The sequence below is a fragment of the Roseivivax sp. CAU 1753 genome (assembly GCF_054482575.1).
This window is the reverse complement of the sequence record NZ_JBTLRF010000002.1, coordinates 298,836-311,822: the sequence shown is the minus strand read 5'-3', so window position 1 is coordinate 311,822 and position 12,987 is coordinate 298,836. Positions and strand designations below refer to the sequence as shown.

The window sequence follows — 12,987 nt, the reverse complement described above, 5'->3', positions numbered from 1 at the left end:
GCCCCCTCAAAGCTCGGCGCGCGGGCGGCGGCTGAAGGTCAGATCGCGCAGCGTCACCTGGTTCATTTGCGGCCCCTCGAAGATGATGTCGAGCCAAAGCTTCTCGACCCGCTTTTCGTTGAGCTTGGTATAGGCAAGGTCGAACTCGATCATCACGGCATCCTCGTGCAACGGCATCTCGCGCACCAGCTGCTCGGTGTTGGGACCGTGCTTGATGTTGAGCCGCGCGAAGATCTCGATCGGCTTTTCCATCTCGACGATGGTCTCGAGCCGGATCAGATGGCGCCGCTTGAGCCCCTGCGCGGCCTCTTCCGGCAGGTCGATGGACAGCGACAGGTACGAGCCGTCGAACTTGAACACATCGAGGCGCAGACCGAACGGCGCGAGGTCCGCCTCGCGGATATTGCGCAGCTGGCGCAGCGTCAGCTCGGAATGGATGCAGTCGTGAAACAGCGTTGCCTCGCGCCCCAGCATGGATTTCGATTGCACCGACGACATGCCGCGACGGGGCAACGGGCCGGTCCACAGCTCGGGCCGCCATGCCCAGTCCGCGTCATGCGGCCTGGGAAAGGTCTGGTTGCCGATCAGCGGCAACGCCAGGCGGCTGTCGGCAACATGCATGATCTCGTCGATCTCGGACTTGAGCTGCCGCGCCTGCGCCCGTTCGCGCCGAAGTTGGCGCAGATCGGCGGTCGCGGCCCCCCTGGCCACGCGCTTCAGTCGCCGCAGCGTCATCCGTTGCAGTAATCCGTCGAGTGTACCCTGTCGGTTTGCCATCTGCCCCTGTCACCGCGACCCTGTCGCGCCCAGTATGTCTTTGTTTTTTATTCTATGACAAACTGTTTCCAAATCCTGAACAATCGTCAGCCGCGCGACCCGTTGTCCGGTGCGCCGGATACCGGCGTCGCATTGCGCGGGCTCTCTTCGCGAATGCGCCGGAACGTCGCTTCGAGAAGCCGCGCGCCGTCCTCGCCGTCGATGCCGCTGCCCGCGGGGGCGTAGACCGCAAGGCCAACCAGACGCGATCCTTGCAGGAATGCGCCGCGCCAGTACCTTGGGTTGCCGCCGGAAAACAGCGCGTCGCCGCCGCTGCCCAGAAAGGCCAGCGACAGCCCGTCCTCATCGCGCATCTGCAGCAAGGGCGCGTCCGCAAGCCGGGCCAGCGTCGCCGCATCCGGGCGCACGGCGTTCCGTTCGGCCCGGCCAACCGTCACGGTGATCAGCGCCGGGGGCACCGATGCCCCCGAGGCACCGCCGGACAGGATGTTGCAGCTTGCCAGCACCACAAAGCCGCCATTGCGTCCGCTTTCCAGCGTGCTTGGGTCGACGCAATAGCCGAACGGTGCAGCGACCACCACGTCGCCGCCGGCAACGGCGACCGTTTCGACCAGCGACCGCGCGGCATCGGGCTGGGCCAGCGCCGCGTTGCCACCTTCCGAGCCGGGGCTCTGGAACCCCGACAGGAAGCCCTTGGGCATGTCGAAATCACCGTCCGGCGATACCGCGCAGCCGCTCAGCGCCAATGCCGCAACGACGGCCACGACTTGTCCAGCACGTGCGGTCATCAGAGATCCATATAGACGTGTTTTTCGGCAGCCCCGCCGGGGTGGGTGACCGCGCCCTTGTAGGTCGCGCCGACCAGCTTGGCGAATTTCCACAGCGCGCCGGACGCGTAGATCGTCGGCCGCGGTCCGGCCCAGGCTTCGCGGCGGGTCGCAAGCTCGTCGTCCGACAGGTCCACCGACAGCACGCCGGTGACCGCGTCGATGGTAATCAAGTCGCCGTTCCGCAACAGCGCGATGGGGCCGCCCTGCGCCGCCTCGGGGCCCACATGCCCGACGCAGAAGCCGCGCGTTGCGCCGGAAAAGCGCCCGTCGGTGATCAGCGCGACCTTCTTGCCCATGCCCTGACCGGACAGCGCCGCGGTGGTCGACAGCATCTCGCGCATGCCGGGGCCGCCCGCGGGGCCTTCGTTGCGGATGACGATGACCTCGCCTTCGCGATATTCGCGCTTCTTGACGCCCTCGAAGGCATCCTCTTCGCATTCGTAGACACGTGCCGGGCCGGTGAAGACCTGATCTTCCGCCGCGATACCCGCGACCTTCACGATGGCCCCCTCCGGCGCGAGGTTGCCCTTGAGACCCACGACGCCGCCGGTCTTGGTGATCGGGTTGGCGATGGCGTGGATCACCTTGCCATCGGCCTCGCGGGTGGTGCGGTCCAGTTCTTCGCCGATGTTGCGACCGCTCGCGGTCATGCAGTCCTCATGGATCAGCCCCGCCTTGCGCAATTCCTTCATCACGACCGGCAGGCCGCCTGCCTCGTAGAGGTCCTTGGCGACGAACTGCCCGCCGGGCTTGAGATCGACGAAATAGGGCGTGTCGCGGAAGATCTCGCAGACATCGTCGAGGTAGAACTCGATCCCCGCCTCGTGCGCGATGGCCGGAAGGTGCAGGCCCGCATTGGTCGAGCCGCCGGTGCAGGCGACCACGCGCGCGGCATTCTCAAGCGCCTTTCGGGTCACCACGTCGCGGGCGCGGATGTTCTTTTCGACCAGGTCCATGACCGCCTCGCCAGAGGCTTCGCCATACTGGTCGCGGCTCTCGTAGGGCGCGGGCATGCCCGACGAATTGAACAGCGCCAGACCGATGGCTTCCGAAACGCAGGCCATGGTGTTGGCGGTGAACTGCCCGCCGCAGGCCCCGGCCGAGGGGCAGGCCACCCGCTCCAGCACATCGAGTGCCGCATCCGACATCTCGCCGTTCTGGTGGCGGCCCACTGCCTCGAACATGTCCTGCACGGTCAGGTCGCGATTGGCAAAATCGGCCGGCACATCCGCCCCCGACGGGGCCCGGCCCGGCAGGATGGAGCCGCCATAGATGAATACCGACGGCACGTTCAGCCGCACCATCGCCATCATCATGCCCGGCAGCGACTTGTCGCAGCCCGCAAGACCCACAAGCGCGTCATAGCAATGGCCCCGCATGGTCAGCTCGACCGTGTCGGCGATCGCCTCGCGGCTGGCCAGCGACGACCGCATGCCCTCGTGGCCCATGGCGATGCCGTCGGTGACGGTGATGGTGGTGAACTCGCGCGGGGTGCCGGCGGCGGCTTTCACGCCCATCTTCACCGCCTGCGCCTGACGCGACAGCGCGATGTTGCAGGGGGCCGCTTCGTTCCAGCAGGTCGCGACGCCAACCAGAGGCTGGTGGATCTCGGCCTCGGACATGCCCATCGCGTAATAGTAGGACCGATGCGGCGCCCGCTCGGGGCCTTCGGTGACATGGCGGCTGGGCAATTTTGACTTGTCGAAGGGGCGCTTGAGCATGGTGGTCTCCCGGGGCGGATGTTTCGCGGCTTGGGATTGGGCATACAAAAGCGCCGGAGGCTTCACAAGAAAGAAGGCAGCACGGCGGCAGAGAGGCGCGGCTGCGCGCCAGCTCGGGACGGAGTCGTCAGCCCCTTGCCCGTCGCCCCGCGCCCCGGTCGCAGCACGGTCACAGGCCCAGCGCATCGTCCAGGGCGGGGTCGTGGATGTCGGTCAGATGAAAGGCCTGCCAGCCCAGCCTGCGCGCGGCCGCGACGTTTTCCGCCATGTCATCGACCAGAAGGATCCGCGCCGGGTCCACCCCGGTCGCCTCTGCGATGTGGTGATAGAACCCGTCGAACGGCTTGCGCACGCCGATGTGGCCCGACGCGAAGATCCGCTCGACCCTTTCGCCATAGCCCATGTCCTGTTCGATGAAGCGCGCGCGCCGCGCCTCGTTGTTGGTGGCGATGACCTGCCGGACGCCGCGCGCCTTCAGCGCACCGAGCCGCGCCAGCATCGCGGGCACCGGATGCACATCCTTCTCGAACCAGTAGCGCAGCACCGGATCCGGCCCGTGCGGATAACCCACCTGATCGGCCCAGTCCTGCACCGCATCGCGCAGGTCCTCGCGCCCGGTGACAACCGCATCGAAGCGCGCAGCACTGAAAAGCGCCCGGAAGGACGCCAGCGGATGCCCGAAATCGGCCTCGAACCGGTCGGCCCAGACGAAGCGGCCATCGCGGATGCCATCGTTGAGGACGCCGTCGAAATCCCAGGCGACAAGGTGCAGGTCGGGTGTGCGCATGGTTCAAGACTAGCACGCATCGCCGCGATCCCAAGGCGCACCACCGCTTTTGGCCAAACGACGCCCGCCCCGCCCGCATGATCTTGCCGCCGGGCGCTTGCCGGTTGTGCCCGGATGGGCGAATTGCCAACATGCGGCGATGCGCTGCGGACAGCCCTTGCGCGCCGCGCGCAACCGATCAGTTTGAGAATTACCCGATGAATTACGCCGCCTACGCCCCCATGATCGCGGATGCCCGCGCCAGGCCGCAGCTTTGGCGGCTGTTGGCCGGGCTGATCCTGACCGCCGTGATCGCCATGCTGGCCAGCCAGATGCTGCTTCTGGGCGCGGTCGCGATGGCGGGGCCGGATTTTGTCACGACCATCGTGACCGGCTCCACCCCCGCCGGGCTGATGATGCTGTTTGTTGCCATGGGCACCATGGCGCTCGGTACGCTGGTCGCCGCGCGCTTGCTGCACGGGCGCAGCCCGGCCAGCGTGATCGGACCCTACGGTCTGGCGCTGCGTCAGGGCGGACGGGCCGTCGTGGCCATCATCCTTGTCCAGGCGCTGCTGCTGGCCATGTTGAACTGGGGTATCACCGGCGACATCACCCTGAACATGGCCCCGGGCGCCTGGCTGATGCTGTTGCCGCTGGGGCTTTTGGGCGTGCTGATCCAGACCGGTGCCGAAGAGGTGCTGTTTCGCGGCTATATCCAGAGCCAGCTTGCCGCCCGGTTCCGTTCGCCGCTGTTGTGGATCGGCCCTCAGGCGGCGCTCTTTGCGCTGGGCCACTATGCCGCCGGGACCTTCGGTGACAATGCGCTGGGCATTGCGCTCTGGGCGGGGCTGTTCGGCGCGCTGGCGGGTGATCTGACCGCCCGCAGCGGCACCCTTGGCCCGGCCATCGCGCTGCATTTCGCCAACAACGTCATGGCGATCCTGATCATCTCGCTCGACGGGATGCTGTCGGGCCTGTCGCTGTTCACGCTGCCCTTCGCGCCCGGGGACGAGGACGCCATCGCCGCCGCCCTGCCGGTGGACTTCGCCGGGCTGATCGTGACCTGGCTCGCGGCGCGGCTGGCATTGCGGCTCTGACGTCCGCCAGACCCGCCGCGATTGCAATTCCCCCGCCCACGTCATAAGTCGAAAGCGACCGACGCAGCGCCAGAGCCGTTTTATGAACTGGATCACCAACTACGTCCGCCCGCGGATCAACTCCATCTTCTCGCGGCGCGAAGTGCCCGAGAACCTTTGGACCAAGTGCGACGAATGCGGCACCATGCTGTTTCACCGCGAGTTGGCGGACAACCTTCATGTCTGCGCCACCTGCGGTCATCACATGAACATCACGCCGCGCGACCGCTTTCGGGCGCTGTTCGACACCGGCAACTTCACCGAGGTGAAGGTCCCAGAACCGGTGCATGATCCGCTGCATTTCCGCGACCAGAAGAAATACCCCGACCGGATGCGCGCGGCGCAGAAGGCCACCGGCGAAAAAGAGGCGATGCTTGTCGCCAGCGGCGAGGTCGGGCGCACGCCCATCGTCGCCGCCGCCCAGGATTTCAGCTTCATGGGTGGCTCCATGGGGATGTATGTGGGCAACGCCATCATCGCCGCTGCCCAGGAGGCCGTGCGCCTGCACCGACCGCTGGTGCTGTTCTCGGCTGCCGGTGGCGCGCGCATGCAGGAAGGCATCCTGTCGCTGATGCAGATGCCGCGCACCACCGTTGCGATCCAGATGCTGCGCGAGGCGGGCCTGCCCTACATCGTCGTGCTGACCCATCCGACGACCGGCGGCGTCACCGCGTCCTACGCCATGCTGGGCGACATCCAGATCGCCGAACCCAATGCGCTGATCTGCTTTGCGGGTCCGCGCGTGATCGAACAGACCATCCGCGAAAAGCTGCCCGAAGGCTTCCAGCGCGCCGAATACCTGCTCGAGCATGGCATGCTCGACCGGGTTACCGACCGCCGCAAGCTGCGCGAGGAGTTGGTGACGATCCTGCGCATGCTGATGCAGATGACACCGCCGATCTGGGGCGAATTGCCGCCGCCCGCAGACCCTGCGACCGATGCCGATGCCGCCGCCAACGCCTCGACCACCGGCAAGGCCCCCGAGTCGCGGCGGGGATGACCGACGGCGCGTCGGATCACATCCTGCAGCGCATGATGGCGCTGCACCCCAAATACATGGATCTGGTGCTGGATCGGGTCTGGGCCCTGCTGGCAAAGCTTGGCCATCCCGAACGCGACCTGCCGCCGGTCATTCATCTTGCCGGGACCAATGGCAAAGGCTCGACCCAGGCGATGATCCGCGCCGGGCTCGAGGCCGAGGGGCAGCGCGTACACGCCTATACCTCGCCGCATCTTGCGCGCTTTCATGAACGCATCCGCCTTGCAGGCACGCTGATCACCGAAGACGCGCTGACCGATCTTCTGGACGAGGTCTACGCCGTCAATGGCGGCGACCCGATCACCTATTTCGAGATCACCACCTGCGCCGCCCTGCTGGCGTTTTCGCGCACCCCCGCCGAATACGTGCTGCTCGAGACCGGACTGGGCGGCAGGCTCGATGCGACCAACGTCGTCGACCGGCCCGCGCTGACGGTGATCACGCCGGTGTCGATGGACCACGAAAGCTATCTGGGCGACACGCTGGCCAGGATCGCGGGCGAGAAGGCCGGGATCATCAAGCGCGGCGTGACCTGCGTGGTCGGCCCGCAAGAGGACGCCGCCGCCGAGGTGATCGAGGCACGGGCCGCGGCGCTGGGCGCGCCGTTGCTTGCCCATGGCCAGCACTGGCACGTCACCGAAGAACATGGCCGACTGGTGTTTCAGGACGAAACCGGTCTGCTTGACCTGCCGCCTCCGGTCCTGCCCGGACGCCACCAGTTCGACAATGCCGGTGCGGCCCTTGCGGCGTTGCGGCACCTTGGCTGCGGTGAGGCCGCTTTCGAGGCGGCGGTGACCCGCGCCGAATGGCCCGCCCGGATGCAGCGTCTGCGGCATGGCCCGCTGGTCACGCTGGCGGGCACCGCCGAGCTTTGGCTCGATGGCGGCCACAACCCGGCGGCGGGCGCGGCGCTGGCCGAACACCTGTCGCAGCTTGGCGCGCGGCCCACCTACCTAGTCTGCGGCATGCTCAATACCAAGGACGTGACCGGCTATCTGCGCGCCTTCGACGGGCAGGTCCGGGGCGTGCAGGCGGTGGCGATCCCCGGCGAGGCCAACACCCTCAGCGCCGAGGACACCGCCGCCCACGCAACCCGCGCGGGTCTGCCCGTCGAGATCGCCACCAGCCCCGCCGAAGCGGTGGCCGCGATCGTCAAAGTCACGCCGCAAGCGCGCATCCTGATCTGCGGCTCGCTCTATCTGGCCGGTGCGATCCTGCGGGAACACAGCTAGCCCACAACAGATCGACCGAATCACTATTTGTTGACGCAAGGGATGCCCTTCGTCTATATCCGGTGGTAATTTCCCAGTGTCGGGTGACGTTCTTCTCCCGAAAGGTTTGGTCCATGCGTTTTATCCCTGCCGCTGCCCGTGCCGCAGCCCTTGCCTGCCTTGCGCATCCGGTTCTTGCGCAGGACGCTGGATTGACCCCGACGCTGCCCCGCCTTGACACCGAAATCGCGGGCCTGTCCGTGACGGTCGCACGCACCGGTCCGGCCTGTCCGCCCGCCTGCCTGCAACCGATCGAGGCCGCCCCCGGCGTCGCCCCCATGGGCGAGGCTGAGCTGATCGCCTTCCTTGCCGGGCCCGCAACCGAGATGACCGGTCTGCTGATCGACGCGCGCACGCCCGAGGCTTACGGCCAGGGCACCCTGCCCGGCGCGATCAGCCTGCCCGCCGCAACCCTGCGCGCCGACAACCCCTATCGCGTCGAATTGCTGGCAGCTCTCGGCCTCGCGCCGGGGCAGGAGACCACGTATGCGCTGGTGATCTTCGGTCAGGGGCCGCTCGATCCGGCCCCGGTGGCGGCGGTCCGCGCCCTGTTCGAAGCCGGCTACCCGGCATCCGCGATGCACTATTATCGCGGCGGTCTCGACGTCTGGACCGGTCTTGGCCTGTCAGCGGGATCGGGAAGCTAGGATGATCCGCGTCGCGCTTTATATCTCGGGGTTTCTCGCCATCACGGCGATTCTGATCCTGATGCAGCCGGGCGCGACCCCTTCGAACCGGATCGCCGCGACCGCGCCACCTGCGCCCGCCGCGCAGATCCCGCAGCCCGCGCCGATCGCGCAGGCACCGCCCGCCCCCGTCGCAAGCGGCACCGTGTCCCGCAACGATGGCTCTTTCGCACCGACGGCCCTGCCGCCGACCGGCGCGGTTGCCCCGGACGACATGCGGCAGCTCACCTGGACCGCCATCGCGCGGATCAACGCGGCCACCGGGCGCAACGTCGCCCCTGGCCGCCCCGGAAGCCTGCTGCACGCGGTGGTGCAGAAGTCGCTCGCCCCCACGGCGTCGCCCGCCAGCCCCGCCGCTGCCGAGACCGGTCAGCGGCAATACGTGGTGCTGGAGGGCGACAGCCTCGTCAGCATCGCCCGCGCGATCTATGGCGACGCCAACATGACCGGTCCGCTCTATGCCGCGAACGCCGACCAGCTGGACGATCCGCGCGATCTCAGCCCCGGCCAGGTGCTGTTCCTGCCGGAACGGTAGGACCACAAAGACACAACCTGTTGATATCGCAGGATTGTCAAAAACGACCCCTTGACGGTGATACTATATGTTGACGGTTGCATAAAACTCACGCTATGATTCGTGACATACAGGGGGCCCAGATCGCGACCATCAGACGATCAACCCCGAGGGACAGGACATCGAACCACCGGAACAGATCGACCCGCCCGCGTTGTCGCGGTCGGACGCCCGGAGCCCCATGTCCGACGACAAGAACAGGCGGTCGAAAAGCCGAGTCGAGCAGCAGCATCTGGGGTCCTTCGGGACCCCTTTTTTTGTGCCCGTGCGCGCCTCACTGCTCCTCGGGCAGACCCCAGTCTTGCGACTGCATCTCGCGCAGCCGACTTGCGGTGCGTTCGAACTCGAAGGCACCCGTACCCTCGACATAAAGGTATTCCGGCAGGGCCGCGGCGGACAGGATCAGCTTTGTCTTCGCCTCGTAAAGCGCGTCGATCAGGGTCACGAAACGCCGCGCCTCGTTGAAGTTCGACCGGCCAAGCTGCGGCACGTTTTCAAGGATCAGCACCCGCACCGTTTCGGCCAGCTTGAGGTAGTCCGCAGGCCCCAGCGGTTTGCCGCAGAGGTCGAAAAAGCGCGCCCGGGCCACCCCGTTGGCATATTTCGGCAAGTGCAACTCCCGGCCCTTGACGTGCAACACCAGCTCTTGCTCGGACCCGCCCGACAGCCGGTCCCACAGCGCGTCGATCGCGGCGCGGGCCGCGGCGTCGTTGGGGGTGAAATAGGTGTCCGTGCCCTGCAGCCGGTCCTGCCGGTAATCCCGGTGCGCGACCAGTTCGTGCACCACCATCCGCTCTTTCAGAAGCGCGATGAAGGGCAGGAAAAGCTGCCGGTTCAGCCCGTTCTTGTAAAGATCGTCCGGCACCCTGTTCGAGGTCGTGACCACCACGCATCCCGCCGCGAACAGCTTTTCGAACAGGCGCCCGACGATCATCGCATCGGCGATATCGGTGATCTGCATCTCGTCGAAGGCCAGCACCTTGACGCTGTCCGACACGGCCTTGGCCACCGGTGCTATGGGGTCTTCGGTGCCCTTCTTGCGCTCGGCGTGAACGCCGTTCTGCACCTCCTGCATGAAGGCGTGGAAATGCACGCGGCGGGCGGGCACATCGAGGCTTTCGATGAACAGGTCCATCAGCATGGACTTGCCGCGCCCGACCCCACCCCAAAGGTAAAGGCCCTTCGGCGGCGGTGGCGGCTTGCGGAACAGGCCCTTCTTTTCCGGCGTGTTCAGCGCCTCGGCGATGCGGTCGAACTCGGGCAGCACGTCGCGCTGCGCGGCGTCCTCATGCAACGCCCCCGAGGCCAGCCGCGCCTCGTAAAGCGCCGTCAGGCTGTCAGACATTGGGTTCGCCCTGAAGGCCCAGAAGCTTGCGGAAGCCGGTCCAATAGCCGGGCAGCTGCGGTGGTCCGTCCAGGCCCTCGATCGCCGTATCGGCCCATTGCGCCATGTGGCTGCGGGCAAAGGCGCGGCCCCATTCCAGGTAGTCCTCGGCGTATTCCGGTCTCAGGCGGCAGGCCGATCCGACCAGCCCCACAAGGGTTTCGGGCGGCGAATACCATTCGTCCTGAATGCCGGTCACCTTGCCTTGCAGCAGCGGCCCGACAAACCGCATCAGCCACTTGTCGGAAAACTGCAGCAGCAACTTGCCCATCTCGTCGCGGCTGTAGTCGATCAGCGGCGGGAAGGTGTCGAAAAAGATCGCGCGCCCGTCGCGGATCGCGAAGTTGCGGATCGACGGGTGGAAACCGACGCGCGCATCAACCGCCTCGGCGCGGGACCAGAAGGTCGCGATGACCTCGCCCGCCGCCTGCATCATCGCCAGCGTGTCTGCCTTGCTGCCGTCGCGCATCCGCGGCCGCATCAGACTGTCGAGCGGCAAGGCCTCCTGCACGATCACCGGCGTCCTGGCCCCGGTGCCGTCCAGATCGACAAGGTGGAACTCGGTGTCGGGCAGCGGCACCTCGCATTGCCGCAGCACCCGCACGTAGTCGTCATGCGCCCGCGCCAGCCGGTCCAGTTGCGCCGCGTCCGCCGCGCCGCGATAGACCTTGATCACCCGGTCCGAGAATGGCCCCGAAGGTGGCTGGAACGGGGCGCAGAAATACCCGAGCTTCGAGATCGCCTTGCCGCGCGTCGCGGTGTCGGCGCGGATCAGATCGGCAAGGGCGGCAAGGTCGGTCATGGTCACTCCGGTGAAGTCAGCGCGTGGCTCGGTTTACCCCTTTGCCAGAAGCTCCGCCACCTCAAGGGCCAGCGCGTCGACCTCGGCGCGGGCGGGCGTCTTGCGGCCCTCGGCACCCGACAGGCCCTGACCCATCGCCTCGGCATAGATCGTACGGTTGGCAAGCTGCGCCCCGGCCATCACAGCGTCAAGCGCCGCGGCCGCTTCGGCCACCTCGCCCGCAAGACGGGTGCGGGCGCGCGTGCGGTTCATCACCACCAGCGCTTCCTTGTTCTCGCGGCGGGCCAGATCGAGCACGCCTTCGGTGGCCCAGAGGTCCACGTGACTCATGGCCACGGGCACCAGCACCACATCGGCCACCCGCAGCGCCGGGCGCAGGTCGCTGTCGGCCTTGGGCGGCGTATCGACGATCACCACGTCGCACATGGCCGCGAGCTTGCGGGTCTCATAGGTGATCCCCCAGGCCGAGGACGTCGCAAACTCAAGGCCCTCTGCCGCTTCGGGATGCATCTCGAGGCGGGTCATGAACCACCGCCCGAGGCTGCCCTGCGGATCGGTGTCGACAAGCGCCACGGTCTTGCCCTGCCTCAGAAAGCCCACCGCCAGATTGGCCGTGAGCGTCGTCTTGCCCGAGCCGCCTTTTTGCTGCGCCACGGTAATGATCGAGCCGGTCATTGCGAATCGTCCCCCAGACGGAATTCCGCCGACACATTGCACTTGCCGTTTTGGAATGGCCACCACGGGCCTGAAACCCGGCGTTAATGCGTGATTAACGCGCCATTAACCCTCGATCCGCAGGGTAAGGCCATGTTGCGTACGCTTTGCCTGACCCTTGTGCTGCTGCTGCCCGGTCCGCTGCTGGCCGGCGCCTGGCCGCGCGAGGTCGGTACCGTCTTCCTGTCTTCAGTCAGCTATCTGTCCTGGCCGCAAAGGCCGGTCGGGCCCTACACCCTTGCGCCGCAATCGCGCTATGACACGCTTTATGTCGAATACGGCGCGACCCCGCGCTGGACCATCGGGCTCGACATGGGGCGGTCGGTGTCGGGGGATGCGAAACTCGTGGCGTTCGTGCGGCGTCCGCTGTCCCGGCCCGAGGCCTGGCTGAAGATCGCGGGCGAACTGGGACTGGGCGAGATCGCGGGCCGGGCGGTGATACGTCCGGGCCTGAGCCTGGGTCATGGCTGGGACGGCGGCTGGTTCAACGCCGATCTCAACGCCGAGCGCTACTTCGACGCGGGCGAAACCGACGTGAAGCTCGACATGACCTATGGCCGCACGGTCCGGCGGCACAAGGTCATGCTGCAGCTTCAGGCAGGCCGGCAGGCCGGTGACGATCCGTTCCTGCGGGTCGTGCCATCCGTCGTCACGCCGCTTTGGCGACAGGTCGAGCTTGAGGTCGGGGCCACCTATGGCGTTGTCGGCGACGAAAGCATGGGTCTGAAACTGGGCGTCTGGACGCAGTTCTGACCGCCCCCTAGGCTGCCCCCATGTGTGCCGACAAAATCGATCCGATCCGCCCCACCGACGACACCGCCCGCGCATTGGCCCGTGATCTGATCGCGGCGGCGCGGTTCGGCGCGCTTGGCACGATCGAGGTCGAAACCGGCGCGCCGATGGTCACGCGCATCGCGCTGGTGCCCGGCCCGGACGCACTGCCGCTCAGCCTCGTGTCGGACCTGTCTGCCCATTCCCGGGCGCTGCGGGCCAATCCGGTCTGCTCGGTGCTTCTGGGCGAGCCTGGCCCAAGGGGGGATCCGCTGACCCATCCGCGCCTGACGCTTCAGGCCCGCGCGGCGTTCATTCCGCATGACCACCCGGACCATCCTGATCTTGCGGCGCATTACCTGCGCCACGCGCCCAAGGCGAAGCTCTATATCGGGTTCGCCGATTTCTCGCTGCTGCGCTTCGCGGTGCATGCCGCCTACCTGAACGGCGGCTTCGGCAAGGCCTTCCGCCTCACGGCGCGGGATCTGACCGCCTGACAGCACATCGGGCCGCCCG

General features: G+C 67.1%; 14 protein-coding genes. 7 read left to right on the top strand and 7 right to left on the bottom strand.

The annotated features are described in order from the left end of the window. Positions 1-6: 6 nt before the first annotated feature. From ACXYMN_RS06435 to ACXYMN_RS06420, 4 genes are all read right to left on the bottom strand, one after another. Positions 7-777, bottom strand: a complete 771-nt coding sequence (locus ACXYMN_RS06435; RefSeq protein ID WP_459012685.1) for a DUF6478 family protein — start codon at positions 775-777, stop codon at positions 7-9. An 86-nt stretch (positions 778-863) separates the two neighbouring features. Beyond that, positions 864-1,565: a dihydroxy-acid dehydratase gene (locus tag ACXYMN_RS06430; RefSeq protein ID WP_459012684.1), complete on the bottom strand. Its 702-nt coding sequence runs from the start codon at positions 1,563-1,565 to the stop codon at positions 864-866. Beyond that, the gene (gene ilvD / locus ACXYMN_RS06425; RefSeq protein ID WP_459012683.1) at positions 1,565-3,328 is read right to left on the bottom strand and encodes a dihydroxy-acid dehydratase; all 1,764 of its coding nucleotides are present in this window, start codon (positions 3,326-3,328) and stop codon (positions 1,565-1,567) included. Before ilvD ends, ACXYMN_RS06430 begins: the two co-directional genes overlap by 1 nt. Before the next feature lie 169 nt (positions 3,329-3,497). Further along, a complete protein-coding gene (locus ACXYMN_RS06420) occupies positions 3,498-4,115 on the bottom strand; it encodes an HAD family hydrolase (protein WP_459012682.1) in 618 nt (205 codons plus the stop codon). A gap of 197 nt (positions 4,116-4,312) precedes the next feature. Here ACXYMN_RS06420 and ACXYMN_RS06415 point away from each other — a divergent pair, with 197 nt between their 5' ends. The 5 genes from ACXYMN_RS06415 (at position 4,313) to ACXYMN_RS06395 (ending at position 8,761) form a co-directional block, all read left to right on the top strand. Continuing rightward, the gene (locus ACXYMN_RS06415; protein ID WP_459012681.1) at positions 4,313-5,191 is read left to right on the top strand and encodes a CPBP family intramembrane glutamic endopeptidase; all 879 of its coding nucleotides are present in this window, start codon (positions 4,313-4,315) and stop codon (positions 5,189-5,191) included. 82 nt (positions 5,192-5,273) lie between these two features. After that, positions 5,274-6,230 carry an acetyl-CoA carboxylase, carboxyltransferase subunit beta gene (gene accD / locus ACXYMN_RS06410; protein ID WP_459012679.1) on the top strand — a complete coding sequence of 319 codons (957 nt, stop codon included), beginning with the start codon at positions 5,274-5,276 and terminating at the stop codon, positions 6,228-6,230. Next, entirely contained in the window at positions 6,227-7,501 is a 1,275-nt protein-coding gene (locus tag ACXYMN_RS06405; protein ID WP_459012678.1) for a bifunctional folylpolyglutamate synthase/dihydrofolate synthase, read from the top strand. Before accD ends, ACXYMN_RS06405 begins: the two co-directional genes overlap by 4 nt. Positions 7,502-7,614: 113 nt before the next feature. After that, positions 7,615-8,187 carry a rhodanese-like domain-containing protein gene (locus tag ACXYMN_RS06400; protein WP_459012676.1) on the top strand — a complete coding sequence of 191 codons (573 nt, stop codon included), beginning with the start codon at positions 7,615-7,617 and terminating at the stop codon, positions 8,185-8,187. A gap of 1 nt (position 8,188) precedes the next feature. Then, complete coding sequence (locus ACXYMN_RS06395; RefSeq protein WP_459012675.1) at positions 8,189-8,761, top strand: LysM peptidoglycan-binding domain-containing protein; 573 nt, start codon at positions 8,189-8,191, stop codon at positions 8,759-8,761. 313 nt (positions 8,762-9,074) lie between these two features. Here ACXYMN_RS06395 and zapE read toward each other — a convergent pair whose 3' ends face one another. From zapE to parA, 3 genes are read right to left on the bottom strand one after another with little or no spacing between them, the layout of a single operon-like run. Continuing rightward, the gene (zapE, locus tag ACXYMN_RS06390; RefSeq protein ID WP_459012674.1) at positions 9,075-10,145 is read right to left on the bottom strand and encodes a cell division protein ZapE; all 1,071 of its coding nucleotides are present in this window, start codon (positions 10,143-10,145) and stop codon (positions 9,075-9,077) included. Beyond that, positions 10,138-10,986, bottom strand: coding sequence for a DUF6206 family protein (locus ACXYMN_RS06385; protein WP_459012673.1), 849 nt, complete (start codon positions 10,984-10,986; stop codon positions 10,138-10,140). Before ACXYMN_RS06385 ends, zapE begins: the two co-directional genes overlap by 8 nt. A 33-nt stretch (positions 10,987-11,019) precedes the next feature. Then, a complete protein-coding gene (parA, locus tag ACXYMN_RS06380; protein WP_459012672.1) occupies positions 11,020-11,661 on the bottom strand; it encodes a ParA family partition ATPase in 642 nt (213 codons plus the stop codon). A gap of 132 nt (positions 11,662-11,793) precedes the next feature. Here parA and ACXYMN_RS06375 point away from each other — a divergent pair, with 132 nt between their 5' ends. Next, complete coding sequence (locus ACXYMN_RS06375) at positions 11,794-12,453, top strand: hypothetical protein (RefSeq protein ID WP_459012671.1); 660 nt, start codon at positions 11,794-11,796, stop codon at positions 12,451-12,453. A gap of 20 nt (positions 12,454-12,473) precedes the next feature. After that, positions 12,474-12,968: a HugZ family pyridoxamine 5'-phosphate oxidase gene (locus ACXYMN_RS06370; RefSeq protein ID WP_459012669.1), complete on the top strand. Its 495-nt coding sequence runs from the start codon at positions 12,474-12,476 to the stop codon at positions 12,966-12,968. Positions 12,969-12,987: the final 19 nt, after the last annotated feature.